Source organism: Njordella aestuarii (assembly GCF_056494165.1).
The window spans coordinates 4,109,685-4,135,043 of the sequence record NZ_CM151397.1; the positions used below are offsets into that span (position 1 = coordinate 4,109,685).

The 25,359-nt window shown below is 50.2% G+C and carries 24 protein-coding genes and 1 tRNA gene; 9 read left to right on the plus strand and 16 right to left on the minus strand.

Going from position 1 to position 25,359, the window contains the following annotated elements:
- Window positions 1-36 precede the first annotated feature (36 nt).
- Both SH451x_RS16180 and SH451x_RS16185 read right to left on the minus strand, forming a co-directional pair.
- Complete coding sequence (locus SH451x_RS16180) at window positions 37-1,071, minus strand: DUF6807 domain-containing protein (protein WP_479358029.1); 1,035 nt, start codon at window positions 1,069-1,071, stop codon at window positions 37-39.
- A 1-nt stretch (window position 1,072) separates the two neighbouring features.
- The gene (locus SH451x_RS16185; RefSeq protein WP_479358030.1) at window positions 1,073-1,897 is read right to left on the minus strand and encodes a carboxylesterase family protein; all 825 of its coding nucleotides are present in this window, start codon (window positions 1,895-1,897) and stop codon (window positions 1,073-1,075) included.
- Between the two features lie 189 nt (window positions 1,898-2,086).
- On the opposite strand from SH451x_RS16185, the gene SH451x_RS16190 reads away from it, so the two are divergent.
- On the plus strand, window positions 2,087-2,407 hold the full coding sequence (locus SH451x_RS16190; protein WP_479358031.1) for a hypothetical protein: 321 nt from the start codon (window positions 2,087-2,089) through the stop codon (window positions 2,405-2,407).
- Window positions 2,408-2,441: 34 nt separating this feature from the next.
- On the opposite strand, the gene rnhA is transcribed toward SH451x_RS16190, so the two are convergent.
- On the minus strand, window positions 2,442-2,921 hold the full coding sequence (rnhA, locus tag SH451x_RS16195) for a ribonuclease HI (RefSeq protein ID WP_479358032.1): 480 nt from the start codon (window positions 2,919-2,921) through the stop codon (window positions 2,442-2,444).
- A 254-nt stretch (window positions 2,922-3,175) separates the two neighbouring features.
- Here rnhA and SH451x_RS16200 point away from each other — a divergent pair, with 254 nt between their 5' ends.
- Both SH451x_RS16200 and SH451x_RS16205 read left to right on the plus strand, forming a co-directional pair.
- Window positions 3,176-4,504 (plus strand): outer membrane protein assembly factor BamB family protein, encoded by a 1,329-nt coding sequence (locus SH451x_RS16200; RefSeq protein WP_479358033.1) that lies wholly within the window; start codon window positions 3,176-3,178, stop codon window positions 4,502-4,504.
- A gap of 177 nt (window positions 4,505-4,681) precedes the next feature.
- Window positions 4,682-5,956, plus strand: a complete 1,275-nt coding sequence (locus SH451x_RS16205) for a cytochrome-c peroxidase (RefSeq protein ID WP_479358034.1) — start codon at window positions 4,682-4,684, stop codon at window positions 5,954-5,956.
- A gap of 87 nt (window positions 5,957-6,043) precedes the next feature.
- Here SH451x_RS16205 and SH451x_RS16210 read toward each other — a convergent pair whose 3' ends face one another.
- From SH451x_RS16210 to SH451x_RS16220, 3 genes are all read right to left on the minus strand, one after another.
- Window positions 6,044-7,270 (minus strand): HEAT repeat domain-containing protein, encoded by a 1,227-nt coding sequence (locus SH451x_RS16210; RefSeq protein ID WP_479358035.1) that lies wholly within the window; start codon window positions 7,268-7,270, stop codon window positions 6,044-6,046.
- A 270-nt stretch (window positions 7,271-7,540) separates the two neighbouring features.
- Complete coding sequence (locus tag SH451x_RS16215) at window positions 7,541-7,912, minus strand: hypothetical protein (RefSeq protein ID WP_479358036.1); 372 nt, start codon at window positions 7,910-7,912, stop codon at window positions 7,541-7,543.
- Complete coding sequence (locus SH451x_RS16220; RefSeq protein ID WP_479358037.1) at window positions 7,906-8,895, minus strand: DUF1559 family PulG-like putative transporter; 990 nt, start codon at window positions 8,893-8,895, stop codon at window positions 7,906-7,908. The genes SH451x_RS16215 and SH451x_RS16220 overlap by 7 nt, the downstream gene beginning before the upstream one ends.
- Window positions 8,896-9,078: 183 nt before the next feature.
- Between SH451x_RS16220 and SH451x_RS16225 the strand changes: the two genes are divergently transcribed.
- Window positions 9,079-9,456: an iron dependent repressor, metal binding and dimerization domain protein gene (locus SH451x_RS16225; protein ID WP_479362914.1), complete on the plus strand. Its 378-nt coding sequence runs from the start codon at window positions 9,079-9,081 to the stop codon at window positions 9,454-9,456.
- 151 nt (window positions 9,457-9,607) lie between these two features.
- On the opposite strand, the gene SH451x_RS16230 is transcribed toward SH451x_RS16225, so the two are convergent.
- From SH451x_RS16230 to SH451x_RS16245, 4 genes are all read right to left on the minus strand, one after another.
- A complete protein-coding gene (locus tag SH451x_RS16230) occupies window positions 9,608-11,044 on the minus strand; it encodes an IS4 family transposase (RefSeq protein WP_479358038.1) in 1,437 nt (478 codons plus the stop codon).
- 186 nt (window positions 11,045-11,230) lie between these two features.
- Window positions 11,231-11,614, minus strand: coding sequence for a rod-binding protein (locus SH451x_RS16235; protein WP_479358039.1), 384 nt, complete (start codon window positions 11,612-11,614; stop codon window positions 11,231-11,233).
- A gap of 113 nt (window positions 11,615-11,727) precedes the next feature.
- A complete protein-coding gene (locus SH451x_RS16240) occupies window positions 11,728-12,867 on the minus strand; it encodes a flagellar basal body P-ring protein FlgI (RefSeq protein ID WP_479358040.1) in 1,140 nt (379 codons plus the stop codon).
- Window positions 12,868-13,118: 251 nt separating this feature from the next.
- Window positions 13,119-14,234, minus strand: coding sequence for a Gfo/Idh/MocA family protein (locus tag SH451x_RS16245; protein ID WP_479358041.1), 1,116 nt, complete (start codon window positions 14,232-14,234; stop codon window positions 13,119-13,121).
- Between the two features lie 187 nt (window positions 14,235-14,421).
- Between SH451x_RS16245 and SH451x_RS16250 the strand changes: the two genes are divergently transcribed.
- Window positions 14,422-15,732 carry an alpha/beta hydrolase family protein gene (locus SH451x_RS16250; RefSeq protein WP_479358042.1) on the plus strand — a complete coding sequence of 437 codons (1,311 nt, stop codon included), beginning with the start codon at window positions 14,422-14,424 and terminating at the stop codon, window positions 15,730-15,732.
- Window positions 15,733-15,741: 9 nt separating this feature from the next.
- Here SH451x_RS16250 and SH451x_RS16255 read toward each other — a convergent pair whose 3' ends face one another.
- The 3 genes from SH451x_RS16255 to SH451x_RS16265 form a co-directional block, all read right to left on the minus strand.
- On the minus strand, window positions 15,742-17,067 hold the full coding sequence (locus SH451x_RS16255; protein ID WP_479358043.1) for a hypothetical protein: 1,326 nt from the start codon (window positions 17,065-17,067) through the stop codon (window positions 15,742-15,744).
- Between the two features lie 202 nt (window positions 17,068-17,269).
- Window positions 17,270-17,644 carry a FliM/FliN family flagellar motor C-terminal domain-containing protein gene (locus SH451x_RS16260; RefSeq protein ID WP_479358044.1) on the minus strand — a complete coding sequence of 125 codons (375 nt, stop codon included), beginning with the start codon at window positions 17,642-17,644 and terminating at the stop codon, window positions 17,270-17,272.
- A gap of 190 nt (window positions 17,645-17,834) precedes the next feature.
- On the minus strand, window positions 17,835-19,445 hold the full coding sequence (locus SH451x_RS16265) for an AMP-binding protein (RefSeq protein WP_479358045.1): 1,611 nt from the start codon (window positions 19,443-19,445) through the stop codon (window positions 17,835-17,837).
- A 726-nt stretch (window positions 19,446-20,171) separates the two neighbouring features.
- Here SH451x_RS16265 and SH451x_RS16270 point away from each other — a divergent pair.
- From SH451x_RS16270 to SH451x_RS16285, 4 genes are all read left to right on the plus strand, one after another.
- On the plus strand, window positions 20,172-20,486 hold the full coding sequence (locus tag SH451x_RS16270; protein ID WP_479358046.1) for a hypothetical protein: 315 nt from the start codon (window positions 20,172-20,174) through the stop codon (window positions 20,484-20,486).
- A gap of 228 nt (window positions 20,487-20,714) precedes the next feature.
- A tRNA-Lys gene (locus tag SH451x_RS16275) sits at window positions 20,715-20,787 on the plus strand.
- A gap of 176 nt (window positions 20,788-20,963) precedes the next feature.
- On the plus strand, window positions 20,964-21,662 hold the full coding sequence (locus SH451x_RS16280) for a hypothetical protein (RefSeq protein ID WP_479358047.1): 699 nt from the start codon (window positions 20,964-20,966) through the stop codon (window positions 21,660-21,662).
- A 250-nt stretch (window positions 21,663-21,912) separates the two neighbouring features.
- Entirely contained in the window at window positions 21,913-23,343 is a 1,431-nt protein-coding gene (locus SH451x_RS16285; protein ID WP_479358048.1) for a tetratricopeptide repeat protein, read from the plus strand.
- Window positions 23,344-23,347: 4 nt separating this feature from the next.
- On the opposite strand, the gene hemP is transcribed toward SH451x_RS16285, so the two are convergent.
- From hemP to SH451x_RS16300, 3 genes are all read right to left on the minus strand, one after another.
- Window positions 23,348-23,533, minus strand: coding sequence for a hemin uptake protein HemP (gene hemP, locus SH451x_RS16290; protein WP_479358049.1), 186 nt, complete (start codon window positions 23,531-23,533; stop codon window positions 23,348-23,350).
- Between the two features lie 193 nt (window positions 23,534-23,726).
- Window positions 23,727-24,425, minus strand: coding sequence for a PEP-CTERM sorting domain-containing protein (locus tag SH451x_RS16295; RefSeq protein ID WP_479358050.1), 699 nt, complete (start codon window positions 24,423-24,425; stop codon window positions 23,727-23,729).
- Between the two features lie 284 nt (window positions 24,426-24,709).
- Entirely contained in the window at window positions 24,710-25,288 is a 579-nt protein-coding gene (locus SH451x_RS16300) for a glutathione peroxidase (RefSeq protein ID WP_479358051.1), read from the minus strand.
- Window positions 25,289-25,359 lie beyond the last annotated feature (71 nt).

A 25,359-nucleotide genomic window follows, 5' to 3' on the forward strand; every position in this document is an offset into this window, starting at 1 on the left:
CGTGCGGAAAAATTCCTGTGGCTCGTCCAAATCCGGTTACCTGTCTGCAAAATCTTGCCAAATTTTATCAACTACCTGAGCAGCCAGCTCTCCATCATGCAGTAACACACCATACCGCACATGCAGCTTGTCGCCCTTATGTAGCATGAATCCGCCGACGCGTTCCGACTCACTGCCCTCTTTCGCAGGCAGACTCGAAACAAAGTCGCTCACTCCAAACGGGTTGTGAGCAAACAAGCCGTATGTACGGACATGCCACCGTCCAGGATAACCAAAAGTCGTCGGATGAACCAGCATCGTTATGCCGCCAGTTGCAAACTCCAACTCTTTCCCGGCCCCCTCAGTGGGAACCTCTGGCAAATTCGTAATTGCTGGCCCTACATACTGAACCCAACGTGCATCTTTCCCCCACGCGACATCGTTCTTTGCTCCAGCACTGTCCAAAATGGCTCCGCCCTGTTTCGCATCGACCTTCATCGCGCCGCCGACGCGAACCGCGAAGGCCCCCTCCTTGGTGTCACCAAAATGTAAATCTGCCTCAGTTGCGGTTAATACAATATCGCAATCGATCAGTACGCCAGACTCGATTTTACTAAAGGCAAATACCTGCCGGGAAGCTGCCTGCGGCGATCGATCTGGGCCTTGCCATTCCCATTCCGTCGTTAAAACAACCCCCGCGTCTCCACTCTCCGAAGTATCAACAGAAGTTGTTACGATATAGCCTTGTTTGTCTTTGGCTTCTTCCGACCAATAATCGATCCCATTGATCTCGCCGTAACTGAACCAAAACGACCGGTGATGCGGATGATCTTTCTTCTCTGCCGGCATTGCGTCGGCTACGGGATAATTTCGCGTGAGCGACAGGCCGCTAGCAGAACGTAGTGGATACAAAATCGGCTTGGTATTAGACGTTGGAACATATCGTGTAATCAGATTGTCACCGAGAAAGACAGCAGGCGAATCTTCGTTAGTCAGATCGAGCCGCAAAGAGTTGTTATTGGTTGAGGATTCCTGCGCACCTACTTGCAAGCCAAACCATCCCAACACAAGAAGACTCATGAGCCATTTCATTTTAGTTATTCCCTTGTTGCGTTCGACGTTGTTCAAAAAGCCAGTGGAAGATGGATTTCTCAGAATATGTTTGCGTCCAACTATCGTGCGCTACTCCCGGATACTCGGTATACTTCGGATTGCCTCCTGCGTGTTTTATGGCAGCGATCATCGCTCGTGAAAGCTCTACCGTAACAACAGGATCAGAATCACCGTGGAAACACCATACAGGTAGTTCTTTAATATTTGCCGCAAGTTTCGGATCGCCACCACCGCAGATCGGCACAGCTCCCGCAAACAGATCTGGACGACGAAAAACCGCGTCCCAGGTCCCGAAGCCACCCATGGATAATCCAGTAATGTAGACTCGATCTTGATCAACTGGAAATTCCTGCAGGACAGATTCGATTAACTCGAGTAGTGCCGACATCTCAGCTGTGGGCTCTTTGGGTTGTTCCACCGTTTGCACAGACCAATCAACATCAACCCATCGGCGATCGGCAGGACACTGTGGGGCAATCATAAAGCACGGCAGATCGTCTTGAAACGATTCACTAACAAACTGTTTCACGCCATGCTTCAATTGACTTATGTTGTCTTCGCCACGTTCACCAGCCCCATGCAAGAAGATGATTAGCGGCAACTTACTTTCACTACGCACACTGGGGGCATAGAATCGGTAACGCAACATTGTTTGAGCCGTATCTTTAAACTCGCGTGGCTCAAGCTTTGCCACAAACGGATCGTTTTTCCAAGCTGAGTCTTGAGCGACAACTGAAGTTGAAATGATCGTTCCTGTATGCAAAGATGACGCAAATAATAGAAATAAAATACCAAGCAATCTCATGTTATGCTTTTATCGCCTTCGTCACTGATGAATTCGTAAGACACATACTGTACTGCAAGTTTAACTGCACGACGCTTCACTCGCTATCATAGTAAAAAGATTGCTGAAGATGTCGTCCTTGAAGCAAGGTGTGCCCAACCTAGCAAGGCCGTTAACCTCAATGTTGCTAACTGTTAGGGGCTAGCTTCTATGAACGAATACGAATTGCTTGACTGGCTGCAGGAATGCGACGGCGATACGATTTGGTCGAAACAGCATTGCCTAGCGCGTGGTATTCCGCAAATCGTAGTCGACAAATTGACGGATGCCCACGAAAGCGGTTTCGACTGCGACACGAATACGATTTTTCACGACGAAAAGCTCGTCAACCAGTATGAAGGCATTCGAGACGTTGATCTGGCAATCTGGATCGGCAAACAGTTTGGCGTCGATGTCAAACGGATCCTGCAGCGATGCATGACCCGCGGAAGCATCGTCAGGGAAATCAAGGAAGCCATTGAAGAAGGTTGAACACTTGCATACCAAACTGGCATCGAACTACCAGTCAAGAATTGCGGACTGCCTCTGCAGCGGCGACGGCTAACACATCGCAGCGTTCGTTTTCAGGATGACCGCTATGACCTGCGACGTGGTGAAACTGAACTTTGTGATGATGAATCAGTTCGTCGAGTCGTTTCCATAGGTCATCATTTTTGACTGGCGCAAATCCGCTCCCGGTCTTCCGCCGCCAGTTGTTTTTTTTCCAGCCTTTCATCCAGGTTTCAAGTCCCTGAAGCACGTATTTGCTATCAGAGTAAAGCCTGACGTTGCAAGGACGTTTCAATGCGTTCAGCCCCTCAATAACCGCCATAAGTTCCATGCGGTTGTTGGTCGTGTCAAGCTGACCGCCACTACCCTCGCGCTCCTGCCCAGTGGCAAAATCTCGCAGGACGTAAGCCCAACCACCGGGGCCAGGATTTCCTCGGCACGCACCGTCAGTATAAAGTTCAACGATTCGGCGTATCGCGCCTGACTCATCCGCCACTCGAATAATCTCCGAAACTAGTAAAACTCGGCCGCTTTGTTTGCAAACGCGTAGAGCCCCGATGCCGCCGCGCGTGCCCAGTCTACGCAATCTTTCGTTCAACGTGTAGGTGGCAAAAGTTGGATGAACTTCCGTCTGGTGCGTCTCAAATCAATCAGTTCACAGCTACAATAGCGCAAAACCAATTCCACGAAGCTCACCCAAAATGCACATCACTCTAATGCTGCGAGCTTCTACCAACCTCGATCTGTTCAATGTCAGCCATGAATGCAGCCAAGACCGAATTGTACCCCCGTCCAAGAAGATGGCGACGCTTGTGTTTAAAATTCATGCTTCACTTCGTCTTCGCAACGATACCTCTCTGCTGCGTTCAAGCTAACTGGCCCGAATTTCGAGGTCCGACGGGACAAGGTGTGGCACCCGTCGAGTCGGCTCCGACACTGTGGGATTCCTCCAAGAATGTGTTATGGAAAACAGCGATTGCTGGTGAAGGTTGGTCCAGCCCGGTCGTGGTCCGCGATCGCATATACCTAACCAACGCCGTTGAAGAGGAAACGACTGGCAAGTCTGAACTCGTCTTGTCGATCGTCATACTCGATGCAGAAACTGGCTCAGTAAGTCTGACGCGAGAATTGTTCCGCGAGCCCATGTCAGACGCTTCTAAGATTCACAAAAAGAACAGCCACGCTAGCTCCACGCCCGTTTTTGATGGTCAAAACATATACGTCCATTTCGGACATCAAGGAACTGCTTGCGTAAGCCTTGATGGCAACATCCAGTGGCGCAATACCGAACTGCGCTATGATCCTGTTCACGGAAATGGCGGTTCGCCGATTTGCTACGAAGATCTTCTCATCTTTACCCGTGACGGTGCTACCGTCAGCGAAACTATCGCACTGAATAAAAGCAATGGCAAAATCGCTTGGCAATGCCCGCGGGATACGGATGCTGAAAGCAAGTTCTCCTTCTGCACTCCACTGCTAGTCGATGTAATGGGCAAAGCCCAACTGATCGTCCCAGGCTCGAATGTGGTGCAAAGTCTCAACCCATCAACGGGCGCTGAGATATGGAGAGTAAATTACGAAGGCTATTCGGTCGTGCCACGTCCGGTCGTCGTAAGCGGGCTGGTGTGCATATCCACCGGCTACAATACTCCGGTGCTCATGGCGATCGATCCAAACGGAAGTGGCAACGTAACAGACACGCACGTTCGTTGGACCATCGATTCGAATGTCCCGAACACTCCTTCCATGATCACATTTGACCGCTTTCTTATAATGGTCAGTGACAGTGGCATCGCTTCGGCGATCGACGCGAAGACTGGTAAATCAGAGTGGCGTCAACGTCTTGGCGGCAATTTTTCGGCTTCGCCTGTTAAGGTAAACGATCACGTTTACTTTTGTAGCGAGCAAGGCGACTGTACGATTCTTGAGTTCAGTTTGCAGAAAGATAAAATTGAAGCATTGCAAATTGCCCGCAACGAGATGGGTGAGCGTCTGCTTGCTTCGCCAGGCTTCATCCAAAATGATTTGCTGATTCGCACCGACGGCCATTTATATCGTATTCATGAAGGTGCCGAATAGTGATTGAAAAACTCCGCAGTGAGCGGTTCTGCTCGGCAAGAACACCTTTGCACACTGCGACAACTCGTCACAACGCCTCCGTCATCGAGTGAACGAAATGGACTAAGCCTTCGAAATAGGCTATGCTGATGTATTGATTCCCGCCGTTCAAACTTACCTCTTTACCAATCTGCGTTTATGAAAAATTCACGATTTCAATTTATGCTGAATAGTATCTTCAAACCGGCTTTTTCATTGAGCCTGCTATGTTCCGTAGCGAGCATCTCCTCGGCAGTCGAAAACGAGTCGGCCCAGCTTGACTTGTTGGCGCCGGGCATTCACGCCGGAATTGCACAAGGTGAGCATGCGACTCTCGAAGAGATCAAATCGTATCTGGCGAATCCGGAAAACCATAAACCACTGGAAGTTGTTTTGCCTACTGGCTTGGATGTAGGCAAAAGTGGAATCTACATCCCAGAAGACAATCCGATCACCAAGGCAAAATTGGAACTTGGTCGACAGTTGTATTTCGATCGTCGACTGTCTTCAGATGGAACGGTATCCTGTGCAGATTGTCATCATCCCGACACTGGCTATGCTCGAGAAACTAGGTTCGGTGTTGGCGTAAGAGGGCAGGAAGGAAATCGAAACTCACCAACGTCTTACAATCGCATCCTTAGCAAGGCACAGTTCTGGGATGGCCGCGCCGATTCATTGGAAGCACAGGCCGTTGGGCCGATCGCAAACCCAATTGAAATGGGCAATACTCATGAGACTGCCATCAAGACACTGGAGAAGATACCTGGTTACGTTCTGCAGTTCGAAAAAGTCTTCGGCCGTCCAGTAAACATTGACGACGTTGGACGTGCTATTGCAACTTTTGAGCGAGCCATTGTTACAGGCCCAGCTCCCTACGACTTCTACGAACCGCTCCGACGTTTTGAAGAGAGCTTTGCCGAAGATATTGAAGATTTGGAAGCGCTAAAAGAAGATGACGAAGAACTCTACGATCAGTATATGGCTCTTAAGAAAGCAGCCGATGCGAATCCGATGAGCGATTCAGCGAAACGAGGTCGAGCTATTTTCTTTTCAGCGGAAGCAAATTGCGCGGCTTGCCATGTTGGTTCAAACTTCACCGACGAAAAGTATCACAATCTTGGTGTCGGAATGGAAAGTGCCGAACCAGATTTGGGACGATTTGTCGAAACCAAAGTTGATGCTGACAGAGGTGCATTCAAAACGCCTACGCTGCGCAACATCGATCAAACGGGACCCTACATGCATGACGGCTCACAAAAGACACTTGAGGAAGTTGTCGATTGGTATGCCAAAGGCGGACATCCCAACCCATACTTGAGCGATAAAATTAAGCCCTTCAAACTTACGCCAGAAGGTCGATCGGACTTGGTTAATTTTATGAAGTCTCTCACCGGCGAATTTCCGAAAGTGGAAACCGGCAAGCTTCCTGAGTGATCTCCCAACCTCTAAACGCAAAACAGCACAGGAGTCGCCCTGTGCTGTTTTTTTGTAACTCAACGATTCTCTGGGCGTACAATCTGGTTAAGGATCGCGGCGAAGATTCAATCCCGTATCCGCATAAGTCAAAGCGTACCAGTTTAGCCATTCAACTTTGTTGTATGATAGACTTTGACCGGTAATTCTTTGCAGTGCATCGTAGACACCTTGGTTTTGCGATACAAACTCAACCAGTTTCGCACCTCCACTTCCGAAGCCCGCGTTCCCGTTGACCTGCCCCACGTTAGTGGTTGTAGAAGGCCCAGCGGGCCGCCGATGCTTTGTTTCCAACACATCGATCAGTCGCTGGATAGAACGCTCGTCTCCAATTTCCGCAAGAGCTTCGGCTGCTCGATTGATGACTTCTGGCCGATCCTTCAGTGGGTCGCCGTTCGTCAAATACGACTGCAGTTTCTGAATCGCAGCTTCACGCGGGCGCGCGAGCAAGTAATCGATACAACGATTTCGAATCATCGCATCGGTTTCAGCGACCAAAATCGAGACAAGTGCCGTACTGACGGCATTGGTGTCCAACCTCGCAATAACATCGACGAGATAAGAACGCATCTCCTGGTTGGTATTATGTTCTTTCAGCTGCTCAAGTAGGGGAGCCAGCGCATTCGGATCCCTCAGCTCGGCAAAGAAAATTTTTGCCGCAGGTGTTCGGTTGTTATTGGCGAGCAGATCACGCATGCTTGCATCGACCCGTCGTTTGATTTCGTAGCTTGCTTTTTTTCGGTCCTCGATTGCTTTAGCGATCGCCGCATCCTGAGGCAATTTCCATCGCGCCCCCTCGCGGATCATACCTTTCGATAGCCAGTAGCGTTCCTGAGGAATCCAACCGCCGCTAGTTTCCTCATATTTAAGCAATCGCCATGCGGCAGCATTTTTAGGCTCAAGCTCAACTAATCGTTCCGTATGCGCCAATGCAATATCTCGCCGCCCCTTATCATTCGCCCATTTAATAATGCCGGCGTGTGATTCGACTGTGTCTCGGATTTTACCGGCGTTTTTCAAATAGAGGGCCGCATTGGGGTCTTCTTGGACAACGCGAATCGAAGACGGAGCTAACCCAATCTTAACGCCATCTTCCAATTCGAACGTGGCAACTGTCTCCGAAGAATTTGCGTCGAGCCTGACGCCCGAAAGCACGGTACCATTGGTAAAAACAAGCTCATCAGCTTGGACAGTGGCAGGACGAGCCAGGCCAGACCCGCCGAGCAAAATCAATGCAAAACGAACGCTCGTTGCCAATGACTTCCCAGTTTTCATGAAACGAGCCCCTCGTATCAGCCGCAGTTTAGAATCGTCTATCCTTCCTATTCTACTACGAGAAAGTAGGTGAAGCGACCTGGAAATGCAAACTCGCTTATACGAGCGGGTACGATTCGACGCGTAACGCTCTAGCACACATCTAACGTCGAACAGGACGAGTCCTTTTGGTGCTGACACGTCCATTCCGCTTTGTAAGGAATTCAGGGGACTCGTCTGTCGGCTCGAATTCGAACTCCGGAATCCCAAATGCCATTGCCCACCCAGCGATCAACGGACCTGCGATTCGGCGAACTCCATTGCCATCTCCGCCGCTTTACCGAAGTCGTTGGCGTGTGCATGGCCGAGAATGTCGTTAAATGCATCTTGTTCGGTCGGCGAAATCAACCCATCGCGAACCAACGCGTTGAAACGCTGCTCAACTCTTTCCAAACGGTCCCAATCCGCAGTGTTGCACGCGGTATATAGTCGAGCAATCAACTCTTGCGATTCGGCACTCGTCGCCTCCGGATAACTCCCACAACCAACGATTGTGCAGAGCAAGAAAAGTAGCCCAAAGATTAGCAGCGCTACGCCGCGAGATGAACTTGCCGAGGCTAAACTTGCGACTTCAGTCCAACTGTTCAACGCCGACTTTACCATAACGATAACTCCGGAAGAACTTCGCCACCATTCATGCTATTCATTGCCTTCCAAACGTCTAAGTTAATGGATCTTGGTACGAACTGAACACTTCCATCGCCTCGCAGAATCAGACCACCGCGCGTTTTCCAGACTGAGTATTGCTGACAGACATGGCAAGTCGGATACGAGGGGGGGTGGATGAGATCGTCTTCCCCAGTGGCAGGGCCGGAGTGACATAAGACAAAAGTCGCAGCTCCGTCACACTCTGAAAATGGAAATCGAAGTGGGTCAGTTGGGCAGGACACCGCACCAGGAACGACGCCCACCCATGTTTTATCGCTAATCGTCGTGTGTTCGCCGACAAATACAGTATTTGACAGCCCATCTGAAACCTGAGTAAGCGAAACGCTTGAATTGCGGTAGAACGGCCCATTAGCGAGCGACGACCAATCTAGCAACGGAGGTTCGACTCCCCAGGGCTCGTCGTGCCCCGCATTTGCCAGATAATGAGACCTCCCGAATCTTGCAAGCTCCTTGCCACTTTCGTCACGAACAACCGCATCACCGCGTATATTGTCAGCACTTGGATTGATGAAAAGCGGGACTCGAGTCCGCACAATCGTTTTCATCGTTTCGCTGTAGCACGATTGAGAAAAATCAAGCTTCACGTAAGTCGATGATTGGTCAATAAAGGGTAGAATAGCGGCTCCCCAGCCCCAGCCGGGCCCGTTGTCGAGCGTCGTTGGATTCGCCGAAGGTGCAGCAGACTCGGAAAGGTACCCTGGTGGCAAACGCCGCGACGAGGATTCGTAATTCTGAATTCCCAACCCGATCTGACGCAGATTGCTTGTGCTTTGTGCCATCCGTGCAGCTTCCCTCGCTGACTGGACGGCAGGCAAAGTTATCGATGCCAAAATGCCAATTATCGCAATGACAACCAATAATTCCACAAGTGTAAACGCTTGCCTCGAACGCCAAACTCCAGTTTGTTTTTCCCCCATGAATCGATCCTTTCAAAACAACACATGTTTCGTATTCTCGGGCAACCCAACCTCAAATTAGCCAAGGCTAATCTTTGCAAAGTTTAGCCATTGCTAATATTCTGTCAACATTCTTTTTGAAAGGATGCAAGAACAATTTCCACTCGAGACAACCAACACCAGCGAACACGGGCCGATCACGCACTGGAGACAGCGGAAGATTATGTGGAAGCGGTGTATCACATCAGCAGTCGTTCAGGCAAATGCCGCTTGGTAGACGTGGCGTCCCATTTCCAGGTCGCCAGCCCTACGGCCAGCAAGATCATTGCCAGACTCGAAAAAGAAGGGCTAGTCACAACGCAACCATATGGCCCGATAGGATTAACGACAGAAGGTCTGAAACTGGCCAAGAAGGCAGAAAAGCGCCATGCAACCGTCGTGAACTTCCTGAAGGCGATCGGTGTAAGTGATGTCCAAGCCGAAATTGATGCCGAAGGAATCGAGCATCACGTCAGCCCCGAGACTCTCCGCTGCATGATCGACCACCTCACCCACCCAAAAAGGTGTCAGGACTCGTTTTAAACCGGGGGATCCGTTGAGGTCAGAAGCCTGCTGTAAGGATGAATCTACTGATAATACGCTACGAAACGTAGCAAAACACAGGCGCGACCATACGCGAAAAAAGGCAAGAAAACGAGTCCTGACACGAATGTCACTGTTGCGTACGTAACTGTTAAGTTTCGAAGAGGTTATCGCCTTTTAGTAGTCTAGCCTGGAGGGTCGGTCGCGGCTCCATCATCAAGCGATAACTGTCCCGGCGTTTCTTGACGACGCGCGGCTCCAAACGATCCGGGCGATTGGCGATGCGACAAGCTGCTATTTGCGCCAGCAATCTCACGCTGTATGACAGCCTCTCGGCTTCGCTCAAGTTTAGCATCGCGTTGAGCCAACCAACAAGCACATATTGACATGCCGTCGTAAAACTGATTTCTCGCGGTCGACGCTCATGCAGCGCTGCCGCTCCCGCTATCACGACGCGAATTAGATTGTATGCCAGCATGGTCGTCCAGAATTCTCGACGAACCATCGCGGGGGTTTTACAGCGGAGATGATTCAAGTTCAAAAACGTCTTGATACTTCTGATATCCAACTCGGCATTCCAACGAAAGGAATATAACTCGGCGATCTCTTCAAAGCTCACGCCTTCCTCGCCTTGATCTTGCACAAACGTCGAAATGACAATAATCGAACTTTGCTTGCGCCCCGGTGCACTTATCACGTAACGTAGTTCTCGAAGCTCAATCCTCTCGGGCATGCTTGCGTATTGCTCAGCCGACATCCACGATGGTCGGGCCGGTCGTACCCAACTGACCAAGTGATCGTCCCATCCCAATCGCTTTCCTTTGCGAAAGTCCGTAGGCCGTTTCTGATGCTTGCGGAAGCAAACATGCACACCTCGCTGCATGAGCATAGCGATCAGCCAGTAGTTGCAGAAGTAGCGATCGGCAACCACGACATCTCCTGGCTTGAAAACATCCAAGAGCTTCCTTAGTAAAGCCGTTTCGCCAGTGCCTTTGCCCGCAAAAGGACCGACTGCGGCATCTACCAAACATCCCGTTGCTAAAGAGAGGATGCTTAGCACGCGAGCGATAGGAAAGCCAACACCTGGCTTCTGTGCGGTATGCTGAGGATACTCTGCTTGGTTCTCAGGCGTGTCGGCCATCATGAAGGTAAAGCCATCGATCAAAAAAACGTTGCGGCCTTGCCAAAGCCAAGCGGAATCTGCGTCGCTTTGTGCATCAGCTGCAACTTCGCAGCTCAGCTCACGCAGTGCATGCTCGGAGAGCTTTGCACGTGCGACGCAGTAGTCGCCGGTATCGTGGGTGGGAGCCGGTTTCCCAGTAAGCTGGCAGTAGGCGACCACGTTCGCCACGGCAGCTTGGCAGGCCGCTTCTTTCCCATCGCGTAAGACTTGCCCGATGAAAGCCCACAGCGTAATGGCGGTGGTATAGATACCGCCAAACAAGCTTCCGTGTTTTTGGAACACGGTAGCGATCCGCTCGGGAGCGAGTACTTGCGAGAACGGGAGTCCATCCTGCAGCAAGAATGGTTGCAGTGCATCGGCAAAACTGAAGCTGCGATAGACAGGTCGATGCGATATAGTGCGCATAGAAAAACCTTCCTTGGTTGTAGTTGCAGCTCACCAAAGAAGGTTCTTAGAAAATACGCCAAAGCAAGGGATTATGACTAGATCACTCGCAATGACGATCGAGATTTTACAGAAAATTTCGATCTGCCACTAGACGACTTCTGCGCCGATGGAATTTCAACAGTGCCATTCAGTCCTGACACCTTTTTAGCGGCGCTGGTTGAGTTGGAAGAGCTCAAACATGGGGTCGGAATACTTGGCGGCGGATGACTTGGTTAGCTCTTCACTCAGGACTTGATCGAGCTGACTACTGAAGATCTCTTCGGTCTGACCGCCATGAAAGTATGGAGATTTCCCAACCGTTGAACGCATCGATTTGAGCATCTCGCCGAACAATGTCTGACCGACGAAGTTCTGAAACGCTTCTTTCAACTCGCCTCCATCGCTTGGCGACTTTTTCGAACCATCTAGTTTCTTGTCACTCAACAAACTCGGCACTTGTATTTTATCACTGAGCGCCGATTCGGCCTGCCTTGCGACAAAGTCGTTGCGGTTCGGAATCGACGTACCGGAAAGATTGTTGATCTGCATGATATTTCGCTGAGGCTTTATCGCACACGTTCTCGACGTGAAAAATGGCTTTACTGAGATGATTTTTCGTTGATCGGAATTTTCAATAAAGTTATTTGCGATCTCGAACAAAACTATTCGATCACCAATTCGCCGTATAAATTGCCTTGACGTTTGAGAGCCTTGATTATCGCAATGATGTCATCTGTTGGAACTGAGAGGACGTTGAGAGAATTGACTAAGTTTTGCAGCGTCGGCATCTCAGCAGGAACGCCAGTCGTCGTTGTTCCCACAAATGAACCTCCACCGCCTTTTCCGCCTGCGGAAATCGTGAGATTTTTATGAGAGATGGCAACCGGGGAAATGGTGACGTCGTCCCCAATGACGACGATTCCTTCTCGCTCCCGAATGACAACGCGCTTATTGCCGCGCAAGTTGACGACCGGCAGATCTAGGATCAGCGAAATGAACTGCACAGGCCGATCGGCATACGTGTTGGGTATTCGCACCTGGACATGCAATTGATCAAGAGCGGTCGCAGGAACTTCCATTTGCGACGTACTAGTGCCTCCGCCGATCCCCATTCGGTACTCATCATTCACGCGATCTTCGATATATTGTGCAGTCCCAAATGAACTGTGATCTGCGTCCAAGATCAATGTGAATGTGTTCGATTCGACGAAATTGGTTTGAACGGCCATCTCCATCTTACATCCTGCAGATATCTTTCCGGTAGTCTGCAGGGTAGCATTCTCGAGTGCGACTGCCCCGCTCGCCATCGCGTAAACCACTGGAGAATCTGGCCGCGGTCCCAACAAAGGCGTAAGCAGGAGCTGACCGCCTTCGAGGCTCTTAGCTTTAATGGCACTCACCGTACAATCAAGATGGTCACCGGGCTGCGAGCCTCCCGCGGGCACCGTCGCGGTGACAAAGACCATCGCGACGTTCTTAGAATTTTCGATATCCGCAGTTTGTAATTGACCTTGCACATCAGCAGCAATAGGTGCCCCCATCAAGGACATCATGCGGGCCAGTGCTCTTGCCATAGGCTTGGAATCACCGTCGCCAGTCCCCTTCAAGCCAACAACGATCCCAACACCTTGCAAGGTGTTAGTTTCTTGGCCTTTGATACGACACAGGTCGCGAATGCGAAGCTCGTTCTGCGCAACTACAGTAGATGTCAGATTGGAAAGCACCAAAGCTAACGCAGCAAGCTTGAGCACTTGCAGGTATCGATGGCTACCAATCAAACTATTTCCTACCGGTGAATGCATCTCGTGATCCGTCGACTTGCCACATACTGGCAGTTGAGTGCAAAGGTTTAAAGGCTTTCCTTAGCCTTTCTGATAAGAAAAAACGCTCTGCAACGATAGGTCAACTGCGAACGACGGGAAGAAAGCTTTAATAAAAAGCCTTATCAACCGATAAATTTCACGTGGCATTGGCAAAACTTACCAATGCCAGCAAACCGCCCCCAAGCGTTCGATTTGATGATGAATCTAAACTGCGATATTGCGGACCGATGTTAAACAGTACCCGGTTTAATCGCTTTGCCTTCTTTGATCGATTGGTAGATAGCCTCGACAGCCAAAAGATCTCTCAGACCCTCTTCACCAGGAACCTTGTTGGGCTCATCGCTTAGAATAGTTCGAGCGAACGCGTCCGTTTCGTCAGCAAATTGATCGGTCGATTCAGCCTCAATAGGACCGCGCGAGGTGCTACCTTTGTTTCCGGTATAGTTGAAGGCAGGATCCAGTCCGAATTGGCCTCGGTCACAATACGCGCGGAAGCCATTAACCCCATTGAAATTATAAGTCGTGGTATTGCTTGTCGTTACACCGGAGGGGAACTTCATCGTCCACACGATGGTTTCGTCGACTTGAGCAAACTTCACTGGGTCTGTCTTAGTTTCTTGCGCAACTATTTCCGCGGGCTCTTCGCCTGTCAAATAACGGCATGCCTGTAAAGCGTAAACCCCAACGTCCATCAGGGCGCCGCCACCAGCCAAGTCCTTCTTTAGACGCCACTGAGTTGGATCACCGATTTTGAAACCGAAGCCCGCTTCAATATGACGCATTTCTCCGAAAGTCTTATCCCTCGCAAACTCCATACACTTGAGGTGCAATGGATGAAACTGACAGCGATAGGCGATACCCAATTGGCGATCCGCTTCTTTACATGCCGCGATCATTTCACGACATTCCTCTGAGGTATTCGCCATCGGCTTTTCACAGAACACATGCTTGCCTGCTTTTGCGGCCCGCTTGACATATTCTGCATGCATGCCATTGGGAAGCACAATATAGATCACGTCAACGGTGTCATCGTTCGCGATTTTGTCGAAGGTCTCATAGTTGTAGATATGGTCTTTAGAGATACCGTACTTTTCGCTCCAGACATCTTCCTTCGAAGGCGTACCAGTGACGATGGCTGTCAGCTTGCAGTGTTTCGATTTGAGCAAGCCAGGTGCAATCTGATTGGTTGCTAGGCTGCCCAAGCCAACCAAGGCGTATCCAAGCTTTTTATCTTCAGCACCGTATGTGCGACTACTGTAAAAACCGCCTGCAGCGGTTCCAGCGGCTACTGCTGCTGATATAGTCTTAACGAACGTGCGACGGTTCGAGCCATTCGCGTTTTCCATCGAAGATACCTTTCAATAAATGATGAGAGTCAAAGACGCAACACTTTTACAAGTCAAGTAATGCGGTAGGGGACATCGCCTAGCATTTCGGTTATTATAGCATTTCTCGCCGGTCCAGGGCACCTAAGGGGCGTGGACTTGGTCTCCTAGAATTGAAAAGATCCAATCCTTCCGAAGAGTCCCGCCGATGTCACAGTTCTGGATTTCGCCGCAAGCCGTCGCTTGCCTGCCTCTCGCTATCACCGCTGCGTTGTATTTTGGGAATGCCCCCGCCAGCGGCCAAGTCCCGGAAGCAAATTATGATGAATCGAAAGCTGTGGTCGAAAATTTGCCCAATCTATTGTCTGGACCAAATGGTCAACAAATAAATTCAGCGCAGCAGTGGGACGAACATCGTAGCTACCTTGTAAATCAACTTGCCGAGTTCGAGTATGGCTTTGCGACAAATTCGAACGAATCCATTGAAGTGTCGTCGAAGACAATTCATGAGGGCCTGCTCAAAGACTCGAACACTCGGCTACGAGAATTGCATGTCACGATTAAGGTAGCCAACAAAGAACATACCGTTGCACTCATACTCTTTATGCCCCCGGAAAATGTCCCCGTTACGGGCACGTTCTTAATGCCAAACTTTTCTGGGAACCACACTTTATCCGCCGATCCCAGCATTCGCTTGACGGAATCTTGGATGCGCAATGATCCTTCCAACGGAATCACCAACAACAAGACGAACGCTGGTACACGCAGTGGAAATAGCCGACGTACGCCGATCGATTCAATTACCGGTCGTGGCTACATACTTGCGTCGGTTTACTACGGGGATATTGATCCTGATTTTGATGACGGTTTCGACAACGGAGTTCACAGTCTATTTCCTCAACACAAAATTGACGAAGAGCACCCTGCACGATGGGGCACCATTGCTGGTTGGGCTTGGGGACTTTCTCGTTGCGCCGATGCTTTGCTGGAACAGCCTGAGGTAAAAGCTGATAGAATCGCGGTAATTGGCCATTCGAGGCTTGGCAAAACAGCGTTATGGGCTGGAGCTACCGATACTCGTTTCTCTCTTGTGTTTGCGAATAACTCTGGCTGTGGCGGAGCCGCACTTTGTCGCCGAAACTTTGGTGAAACCGTGTGGCGCATCAATACTGCGTTCCCTCACTGGTTTAACAGTAACTTCAAGAAGTACAACCAAGACCCTGCCAAGCTGCCTATTGACCAACATATGCTTATCGCATCGATCGCACCGCGTCCGGTCTATATCGCAAGTGCAACTAAAGACACGTGGGCCGATCCTAAGGGTGAGTACATGTCTGCGTACTTGGCCAACGCCGCATATGAGCTGCTCGGCAAAAAAGGCTTACCTTCGCCGAATCAGCCAGAACCAGGTGTTTCGGTTGGCGAATCAATCGGTTACCACCTCCGTGATGGCGAACATGATATGCTGACCGAAGATTGGGAGCACTACATGAATTTCGCAGACCGTCACTGGAAATAGGTTTCGCTGCTACTTTATTCGCGGCGTCCACACTGGTTTGCCAATGCCGTCGACTTGCATTTGAAGCGGAAAGCGATTGACGAGCTTCCGTCCATCTTCGTATTCAATTCGAACGAATATGATTACTTGGGAATTAGCAGGCTTTCTCTTGAGCGGTCCCAGCTCAAGATGGTAGCCTTTTGCAGACCCGATCGGTTCAAAACGTTGCTCGAGTTCGTTTTCGGTAAGCGTCCATCGGCCCAATTGAAGCGGCAAACTGGCGTCTTGCGTCGACGACGCATTTGGATCGACAATGACGATCGTCATAAGACCTTCGGTTGCAACAATTGCACCTGAGCTGGTCTTTGGTTGAAGCACAACGCGTACGCTGTCTTCCCCCGGAGTTTGGTCCGTATCAAGACCTCGAGTAAAGGCCGGATGGAAGGCAATCTCAATCACATCTCCGTTTGCATTCTCTTCAAGTTGATTGCTTGCGACTTCACGATCGCTGGACGAAGCGGTATCAGCCGAGGCCTCAGCGAAGGGCGAATGAATGCGGAATTGCTCAACATCCCCATCAACGTTAGGCAGTTGAGTATCGATGCTCTGCGGATCTTCAACCGCAACCAATTCGACGTCCTCAAATGAATCTGTTTGGCTTTCGCTCAACTCAGTTTCTGCGCCGTACGCCAATACATCATTCAACTCTGAATCCACCACTGTTGCCGATGCTAGCTCGACCACTTCGTTTACAGCGCTTTCGTCGAGGGTTCGGCTCCGCCGACTACTAGCCTCATCGTGAAGAGCGCTCGGTGGCTGTCCCAATTCAATCTTCGGTGGAACAAGTTCACTCTCGATTCCCTTGGACGGAGTCTGGATTGATGGCCCATCATCGTCAAAAGGGTCGCTCAATTCTTCACTGCTGGATGGTTCTTTATTAGATCTGTTCGCTTCGATATCCGGAACGGGGATCGGAGCAACGACAGGTCCAGAACTGGGTGGATGCAGCAGTTCAACATCCGATTCAAAGTCAAGCTCATCGAACGATCGATTATTTGCACGTGGCTGAGCGTGACTTCGCGGTCGAAATACGCTCGATTCGCCTTGCATGAGTTCGTGTCGTAACCGTTCGTTATCACGACGCAGCATTTCAAGCTCCGTCTCCTGACTGCGATAGGCGGCGTCGTATTCGTAGATTCGATCTTCGAGCAGGCGTGATTCATTGTTCAGCTGCTCGACATATAGTTCGGTATAGGCTGCACGACGACATCCGGTCTGCACAAATGCAAATTGCGCAAGCCCCAAGACAATCAAGCCTTGCGATAGAAATCGATATTGATGTCGGTAGCGTAGCATTGCAGCAAGTCGCAAAGTCTCGAAGTGCGCGACTCTTGCCTTCGGGAGCTATTTCCGAAAAGCTACAAAAAGTCCGCGCTTTTTCTAAAGAGTAGGCGATAGCCGATTTTCAAGTGCGACGTCAAGGCAATTCGGAATGCTTCGAATATCAGCATTCATCGTTGTAAAGAACACCCTCGTGGGGCAAATGTCAGATCCAACGCTAACGAGCGACGGTGTTTATTGTCTTTTCCGCGACCTTTTCAGGCAACTTGGCTTTGGTATCCGACTGCCCGGCAAAGATATCAACCCAACGCTCATCGCGTTCTTCAATGGCTAAAATTTTTAAGCCAAATTTGTCGCCAACTTTCACGACATCTCCTCGGGCGATCACAATGTCGTCGACTTCCAAGCTGAGCGGCTTGTCGCAAGGCATATCAAAGTGAATCATGATGCCCGGGACGAGCTTGATCACCTGTTCTGCCGGTACTGACTTTCTTGCCAGCGTGACGCATACCGGAACTTCCAACTGCAATAAACTCTTCCAGAATCGCTTGCGCTCAGGCTGGTCGGTGGTGTGACTAGGAACGTTGGACACAGTGCATGCAACTAAAAGTAGAATTTGCGAACAACAGCAACTGCTTTGCTATCATTAGTCAGCCGAAATTGAATTCCTACCGGTTGAATCTATCTCAACAATCGGCTTAAAGTTCTCCAAAACGTTAAACTTTATCAACATGAATTGTTGCATGATGGCCTCTAGAACAACATAGGACTTTCCTCTTGCATCACGGTGTCGTGATTTCCAAGGCCAGATCACGAATTGCTTTCAAATCAAGCTTGCCAGAGCCAAGAATCGGAATTTCAGGAACTTCGATGAAAGCATCCTCTGATGGCAGATAAAGGTTAGGTAATCCTTGACCGGTTAACGCATCGATAATTTCGCGAGGCGATTTGTTTAAGCCGCGATGTAGCACAATTAGCCGTTCGCCGCGTTTCTCGTCCGGTACCGCCGTCACAACTGCCGTCACTGTCCCTTCATCGTCGGTGCCGCCAATACAACTGTGAATTGCCTCTTCGACCAGACCATGCGGTACCATCTCGCCGCCAATTTTCGAAAACCGGCTCTGGCGACCTGTCAAGTGGATGAACCCGTGATCATCGAAATGGCCAATATCACCTGTCTCATACCATCCATCGCGCATTGCTTTGTCCGTCAGATCCTGCCGCTTCATATACCCAGGCATCAGCCCTTTCCCACGCACATACAGCATACCGTCCTGGTTAACTCCCAGCGGTTCGTGCCCTTCGAGCGACAAGAATTTTGCCTCCACTTCCGGCAAGGGCTTTCCGACAGAGCCTTCGCACAACCCTGAGTTAGGATCGGGTCCGCGGTTTCGAGATGCAGGAACGTTTACTGAGACCAATGGCCCCATCTCAGTCATACCGTAGCCTTCAATCGGTCGAACACCAAAGCGTTCTTCGAAGGCATCCGACAGGGCAATCGGCTCTTTCTCCGCACCAACTACAACCAATTCGAGCGTCTTAAATTGCTCAGGCTCAACTCTTCGCAAGTAATTTCTTAAAAACGTCGGCGTTGTCAATAGTATCGTCGCCTTGAAGTCCTGCGCTAGCTTGCCAATTTGCCGAGCATCAAGAGGACTGTAGTGATAAACAGCCGCCAAGGAAAGCGCCATCGGCGCCCACAGAGATACTGTATAGCCAAACGAGTGAAAAAATGGCAGAATCCCCACAATCGTATCGCGTTCGGTCAGCGCAAGAGCAGTGTGAACTGAACGAATATTCGAGGCAATATTTTCGTATGTTAGAACGACTCCTTTAGGGTCTCCCGTCGATCCGCTTGTGAAAATGACGGTGACGGCGTCATCGCCGTTTCGAGGTTTGCCGTCACGCCTAGCAATCAAACTGTTGGCGGAAAACAGCTTCGACTTCACAACCGCAACTAGTTTGTCCAGCAACGTGATCTGGTCTCGCAAATCTTCGAGGTACAGGTACTCCGTTTTCAAGTCAAATGTGAGTTTCTCCATCACACGACGCGAAGTGATTACGTGCTTTACATCGGCGGTCTCAAGGCAACGATTAAGGATCGCTGAACTAGCCGTATAGTTAAGATTGACGCTGGTAACTCCGTCGAGCGTCAAGGCAAAGTTGGTGACGGCCGCGGGAACACTGGGTGGTAGAAGCACGCCAACGTGACCTTCGCTTACTGCCAGATGCCGACGCAGGACTCGTTGCAATGCGATCGTACGAGTGAGCATATCTCCCCCGCCCAACTTGACGCCGGTGGAGTCCGCCACTCGCATTCGCTTGCCTGCCTTGCGGCTTTGCTCAACCCAGTGCAGTGGCAAATTCCAACTTAACTGATCATGAGAAGACATAAGTGCCCATTGTAGATCGAACGTATAGACAAAAACCGACGCCCAAATTCGGTCAGCGATTTTGTTTTATAGCATTAAGTTCTCACCACAACTACACGAGTGAACCTTGCTAAGACATTGACATCATCGCTTCAAACAGGAACTGGTCAGGGTCCGTCCGCTGCCGCTTGAACACGGTACTATGTACAGTTCGTCGCTTTGACTTCGGCCAACTTGCACCGCTGCTGCGGATACGGGCCGGCGTCTTACTTTTCGATCCGAGAACGAGCAGGCTCACTTCATTTTGTACTGAGTAGTATCTCACGGTTGTATGGCGAAGCCTCTGGCGGCTCGGGGGCGACGAGATAAAACGGCAAGGAGACTACAAGGAGATTGATCGCCAGGAAAATTTCATGGCTGTTGATCTCTTGGTTCTCAAACTTCCTGTCGACTAATTTTCCTGTCGCATTGGAAAACGCGATCAGTTGTGACTTCAGCCACGTATAATGTACTCGTCGCAACTACATGCGTGATTAGGCTGCGAGGAAGCATCCAGGATCGCAATGTGACTTTGGCGAACTTGACTGCGGCGAATTGGGTCTGATATAGACTGCGGGTCTGCTGATTCTCATAGAGTTTTTGCAACCGCTCGGGGCCTCGCATGCATTTTTCGAGTTGATTGATTTGCTGGTATTTGAATTAAGCAACTGAACCACTGATTAACTGACGGATTTCATTAGGAAACCTATGAATCGATTTACATCGTTTCTTGCAGGCATTGTAGTTGGAGCCATTGGCATCTACGGGAGCATGCATTTTTATGTCGTGCATACCAAGGAAGGCGTCCAACTGGTAAGGAAGATTACTCCGGTGGCCGAATTTCCGTACGTCGACGTGCGGAATTTTACGATGGCAGATTGGCAGCGAAAAAGTCAGCTAACTCTGGCATTGACCAAGGCTGGAAAGACAAACATTCTGGGGCAATCAGCTGCGAACAGCATTGGTAACACGGTATCTGACACGATCGATAACTGGGCAAACGATCAGAATTGGACGAAATAAGACGTTTTTAAGCGTTTTGCAGGTGAATCGAGTTTGAGTTTGAGGAGTTTTGCAGGGAGCTTTTTTGATAGCCCTTGCGGGTACTCGATTTGTTGTTAAATTTAGCCCCTCAGTCACGGCAACACAGGATTTTGAGTTGCATTTCTGAGGGAAAATGCAACTTATTCGTTGTGAATGATCACATCTGAATGCGGTTCGTTTTCCGCGTGTGAACTTAGTTTTACACCTGGGAGCGTAGCTCAGTCGGTAGAGCATCGGACTTTTAATCCGTGGGTCCCGCGTTCGAGTCGCGGCGCTCTCACTTTTCTTTTTTGCCCCTGATTGCGAATCTCCGCCGGGGTTTCTTGGTTCGCGGCAAACGCCACCGCATGTGATGTAAAAGCTGCAAGCATCTGGGTTGACTTTGCATCAGGCGATTTCGTATTTTCGAGCCATCGGATTACCAACCCAAATCAGCCGAAAAATGGAATTGAACTTATGAAGATGTCGTGTCAGCGTTTAGCAATGTTCACTTTGCTTGGACTGGCCGCCGGTTGCAGCAGTAAATCACCTACCGAATCGACGGTCTCGAAAACTCCTGCGGCTCAGGTCGCGCAGACGGAAGCTCCCGTCATTACCGGCAAAGCGGTGCACAGCCTAACGCCTGCTAGTGAAACCGTGACGTTGTTTCTGGAAAGCTGGAAAACGGGGAACGCAGGCCAAACACGGGCTCTACTCACGTCAGCTGCCCAAGCTGAAATTGAACGCCGCGGTCTATCCATCGAGCCAATTGGTCTTTCGACTTTTCAAATCGGCCAAACCCGTTACCTGGACAATGACGAAGATGCGGCATACGTTGAAAGCCAACTTTCTGAACTCAACGAGGATGGTTCCACTTTAAATACGGACATCGTATTCACGGTGCATCTTGAAGAACAAAATTGGCGAATCTCAGGTATGGCGATCGATTTGGGAGCCGAGCTTCCTCCGGCGATCGTCGACTTTGAAGATATGTCCGCGAACATTCCTAGAGAAACGGCTCCCGCGGCTGATGCACTCAACGCGAGCTCAACAGCGTTTCAACAAGTACCGCCCGCGACGAATACTTTCCAGCAAGGTGTCCCAAGTGACAGCGGCTTTAATGTGCCAACCCAATTGGCGCAACCACCGGCAAACTCTTACAGTCCCACGCGTTAGTGTTGATCCGTAATCGTACCTAAGGGATCACGCATGTATGGGGCCGCGGCGTAAAACGCCACTTTCCGAGACGAAGCCTACGCGAGAAATCACGTAGGTTTTTTCGTACCCGCATCGGAATTCGAGCTGCCTTAGAGTCAAGTTTCCTTGGACTTTTCGTTCGCACAGCTGGTTCCCCACTGATTAGAATACGCGATTGTTTCGGAAGCGAACGTTATCAGTAAAATTGAAACATTCCGTTAAGGGGCCCATGATGTTTGGAAAAGTCGAAGTCAGAAGAGCGTTCCAAGGCGGCCTCGCTCGTGCGTTACCTCTGGCTATTGCGATAAGCTCATTGAACCACGCCATGGCTCAAGACGCGAGTGACAATAAAACGCCAACCAAAGCTCAGTTGATTGAGACTCTTAAGTCCGTTCTACCACTCTTGCAATCTAGAGAATTCGAAAAAGCAGCAGAGCATTTCGTAGTTCCACCGAATTTCCAGCCGCAGATGCTGGATGGTTTTATCGAGCGACAGGAGATATCGCTCGACGGGATTCTAGCTCTAGAGGAATTAGCCGAATTCGGTAAAGCCGAAAAAGTTTTTGGACTTGAGCGCGCAGAAAATCTAGCGAAACGCGCCGGAGTTGAACTCAAGGATTGCTACGGCTTTCAGTTTGAATCCGCGGGCGTGACAGCCGAGGTAATGGCACTCTGGGACAACAGTCGGTTTAGGCTTGCAAGAATGGACGACATCGGAAAACTCTCGAATCCGAGTTCAAGCAGTCCACAACCTGCTTCTTCGCCTGATCCGACTGCTCAACCGAGCGTTGAGCAAGTGATGCAGAGCCTTCCCTCGCTCGCCGCTGCCGTAGAATCAAATCCGCAAAATGTAACCGCGCGTGCCGAGTATGCATTAGCCCTGTATCGAACCGAAAATCTTCCAGCCGCGTGGCAGCAACTACTTGCGGCGTTCCAGATCGATTCCAACCACGCCGGGATCGCTCGCGGACTCGAGACCGTTTGGACGGCGTTCGAGCAGCGCGGTGTCTTTACCGTTGGTATACCGCAAGAATCGATCGAAGGCATCCTAGGCGAGCCAACGCAATTGTTATCACTTGGCTCAGGTAAACGGTGCGTTTATGGTTTTTATGGCATTGATCTTGTCGAGGGCAAGCTGCATGAAACGATTGACTTGCGTCGAGCCACTGAGGCGCTCTTTCAGCCAACCGAAATAGTCGTCGCCGAGCTGGATGGAAGAGGCTGGCAAGTTGGCAATCGATCGAAAGCAGCGGGATATTCCACAGCACTACTTTACGTTCCAGGCGAAAGTATTCAGAGCTGGACAGAACGAATTGAGATCCAACGAATTCTCAATGGAGCAAACCTGGGCACAACTAGTGATATTGCCAACTCGCTGGATCAGCAGATACGATCAATTTCACCTGAGTCGAACACGAAGGTGCTGATCGAAGAAGATAACGCAGTCACCATCGCCGTGAAAACCGTAGTTGCGCAGTCTGGCGAAGAGCGTCATCAGCTGGTTCGATTCCTCAAAGGCCCAGTTGACTTACACCGAATGTCGTACACCGTTATAGGTAAAGAGCCTTCTGAAGAAGTACAGAAAAAGTGGTTGGCGATTTTTCAAAGTGCGGTCCTGCAGTCGGTCCAGATTGCGGGCGAAGCGAACGATTTCAAGTAATGCTTCATTTGTTCAAAACGAGCTTACCGCTTTTGGTCAGCCGAAGTTCGTAAGGCTCGTTTTTGATTGTCACGAGGATTCTATTATCGCCTTGCGACAAATCTTCAAATCGATACTGCCGCACTCCCGTCTGTGTTAGAGCAACTTGCTTTTCAATGCCCTCGTGCGGTTGGTCCGGATCTTCAGTCATATGGTTGTGTGTGGGTAAGATTGTTGTGCGTGTGAGAACTACTGATAAGGATGCCGGATCATTGAAGGTAACTCGTCCACTCGGAAGCTAGTTCAGCGGTCCAGGTCCTCGTCCGCTTCCATCACATGCGGCTGAAGCCAGACGGGCAACCGACGGAGAAGTCGGTTGCCCCTAAAAGAGTTTTATCGATCAGCTACTGGGCGGCGACTGCTTGCTTTCGTCGCGACCTTCGACGCCCCCAGCCCCCGCACGCTGCGCCCAAACCACCGAGCAGAAGCATCGAGCTTGGCTCCGGCACGGCGGAAACAGTCGAGAAACCGTCTACATGAACTTGGTCTAGAGATAGCGACGATCCACTCGCAGAAAACGCTAACAGATAGCTAGATGCCGAGACTGGCAAAGTCCAAGAGGCTAGAAAATCAACCTGAGCTCCGCCGAAACCGCCCAGAGTCGTGCGCGCCAACTCCTGTGTAAAGTCGGCCTCCAGACCGTCTAAGCGGATACTTGCATAATCCAGCTCAGTTCCGAGAGTCCGAAACTGCGCAACAATGCGGGTCGAGCTCCCCGGGCCAAGATTGAACGAGGGGGTTTCTACTGCAAAATCCATGGCTTGTGCAAAAGAATAGATATTTCCTCCACTAGTTAAAAAGCCCGCCCCCGTCGTTTCAGTTAGTAGTGCGCCTGTGCCACCCGGCCCAATACTACCGAGATCGGGTGTACTGTCCGTTGGGTACGAATTGAAGACATCCCAACCATAATAAAAGCTATTGGCATCGCCTCTCGACCATCCGAAGCGAGCATCACCCGAAGACGGAATGACGATTTCAGCTTGAACGCCGGATGAGGCAGCAGCCGAAAAAGACAGGAATAGAAACAGAGACAGCGATCGCATAAAGTTCTCCCTACAAGAAAAAGATTGGCCGAAGGCCGAAAACTATTTGCTTGCTGGCTGTGAACTTTTAAAAAGTGATTGCTCGCTCGCTACACTAACTTAACTAAGTCTCAATATCATATAAGATTCTGTTTTCACGTCAATCGCCTCTTCGCGAAGACATATAGCAGAACCTGCCCGCCAATGAAAAAGGCAGACCAGCTTTTTGAAACCGATCTGCCTTGAGATTATCTGAAAGCGTAAAGCAGTATTCTGCCGCTTTGCACTCATTTGTTTAGCTAAAACTAATCAGCCGCGAGCGCTTTTTCGATCACGCTGATCAACTCTGGGTCGTTCGGCTTAACAGCCGAAGGGAAGCGAGCGAGCACTTCGCCGTTTTTGCCGATCACAAATTTCTCGAAGTTCCATGAGACGTCACCTGCACCTTTAGGCTGTGCATCGACACTTGTTAACTCTTTATAGAACGGATCAGCTGTTTCATCGTTCACATCGATCTTGCTGAACATATCAAAGCTGACTTTGTAAGTCGATTCGCAGAATTCTTTGATTTCTGCATTGCTCGCTGGCTCTTGCTTCCTGAATTGATTACATGGAAACCCGAGTACACTCAAGCCTTTCTCTTTGTAATTCTGATTCAGCTTCTCAAGTCCTTCGTATTGTGGCGTGTACCCGCACTTGCTGGCCACGTTCACTACAAGCAGTACTTTGCCCTTGTAATCTTCGAGTTTAACGTCTTCGCCATCGATCGATTTCACAGTGTGATCGAGCACAGTCTTGTCACTCGCAACCTCTCCCATGCTCGGAAGCCCCGAAGCGGTGGCACAGAGGAACGCCAACGCCATTGATGCAATACGAATACTCATTTTTAAACCTTACGTGCCCGGATCAGATCAGAAACCTAAGAAATATGCCGTCCGCTGTATAAGCGAGCGGC

What these genes read in the sequence shown, in the direction of transcription:
- SH451x_RS16180 (WP_479358029.1), bottom strand. Translation starts at nt 1,071, where the DNA reads ATGAAATGGCTCATGAGTCTTCTTGTGTTGGGATGGTTTGGCTTGCAA.
- SH451x_RS16185 (WP_479358030.1), bottom strand. Translation starts at nt 1,897, where the DNA reads ATGAGATTGCTTGGTATTTTATTTCTATTATTTGCGTCATCTTTGCAT.
- SH451x_RS16190 (WP_479358031.1), top strand. Translation starts at nt 2,087, where the DNA reads ATGAACGAATACGAATTGCTTGACTGGCTGCAGGAATGCGACGGCGAT.
- SH451x_RS16200 (WP_479358033.1), top strand. Translation starts at nt 3,176, where the DNA reads ATGTCAGCCATGAATGCAGCCAAGACCGAATTGTACCCCCGTCCAAGA.
- SH451x_RS16205 (WP_479358034.1), top strand. Translation starts at nt 4,682, where the DNA reads ATGAAAAATTCACGATTTCAATTTATGCTGAATAGTATCTTCAAACCG.
- SH451x_RS16210 (WP_479358035.1), bottom strand. Translation starts at nt 7,270, where the DNA reads ATGAAAACTGGGAAGTCATTGGCAACGAGCGTTCGTTTTGCATTGATT.
- SH451x_RS16215 (WP_479358036.1), bottom strand. Translation starts at nt 7,912, where the DNA reads ATGGTAAAGTCGGCGTTGAACAGTTGGACTGAAGTCGCAAGTTTAGCC.
- SH451x_RS16220 (WP_479358037.1), bottom strand. Translation starts at nt 8,895, where the DNA reads ATGGGGGAAAAACAAACTGGAGTTTGGCGTTCGAGGCAAGCGTTTACA.
- SH451x_RS16230 (WP_479358038.1), bottom strand. Translation starts at nt 11,044, where the DNA reads ATGCGCACTATATCGCATCGACCTGTCTATCGCAGCTTCAGTTTTGCC.
- SH451x_RS16235 (WP_479358039.1), bottom strand. Translation starts at nt 11,614, where the DNA reads ATGCAGATCAACAATCTTTCCGGTACGTCGATTCCGAACCGCAACGAC.
- SH451x_RS16240 (WP_479358040.1), bottom strand. Translation starts at nt 12,867, where the DNA reads ATGCATTCACCGGTAGGAAATAGTTTGATTGGTAGCCATCGATACCTG.
- SH451x_RS16245 (WP_479358041.1), bottom strand. Translation starts at nt 14,234, where the DNA reads ATGGAAAACGCGAATGGCTCGAACCGTCGCACGTTCGTTAAGACTATA.
- SH451x_RS16250 (WP_479358042.1), top strand. Translation starts at nt 14,422, where the DNA reads ATGTCACAGTTCTGGATTTCGCCGCAAGCCGTCGCTTGCCTGCCTCTC.
- SH451x_RS16255 (WP_479358043.1), bottom strand. Translation starts at nt 17,067, where the DNA reads ATGCTACGCTACCGACATCAATATCGATTTCTATCGCAAGGCTTGATT.
- SH451x_RS16265 (WP_479358045.1), bottom strand. Translation starts at nt 19,445, where the DNA reads ATGTCTTCTCATGATCAGTTAAGTTGGAATTTGCCACTGCACTGGGTT.
- SH451x_RS16270 (WP_479358046.1), top strand. Translation starts at nt 20,172, where the DNA reads ATGAATCGATTTACATCGTTTCTTGCAGGCATTGTAGTTGGAGCCATT.
- SH451x_RS16280 (WP_479358047.1), top strand. Translation starts at nt 20,964, where the DNA reads ATGAAGATGTCGTGTCAGCGTTTAGCAATGTTCACTTTGCTTGGACTG.
- SH451x_RS16285 (WP_479358048.1), top strand. Translation starts at nt 21,913, where the DNA reads ATGATGTTTGGAAAAGTCGAAGTCAGAAGAGCGTTCCAAGGCGGCCTC.
- hemP (WP_479358049.1), bottom strand. Translation starts at nt 23,533, where the DNA reads ATGACTGAAGATCCGGACCAACCGCACGAGGGCATTGAAAAGCAAGTT.
- SH451x_RS16295 (WP_479358050.1), bottom strand. Translation starts at nt 24,425, where the DNA reads ATGCGATCGCTGTCTCTGTTTCTATTCCTGTCTTTTTCGGCTGCTGCC.
- SH451x_RS16300 (WP_479358051.1), bottom strand. Translation starts at nt 25,288, where the DNA reads ATGAGTATTCGTATTGCATCAATGGCGTTGGCGTTCCTCTGTGCCACC.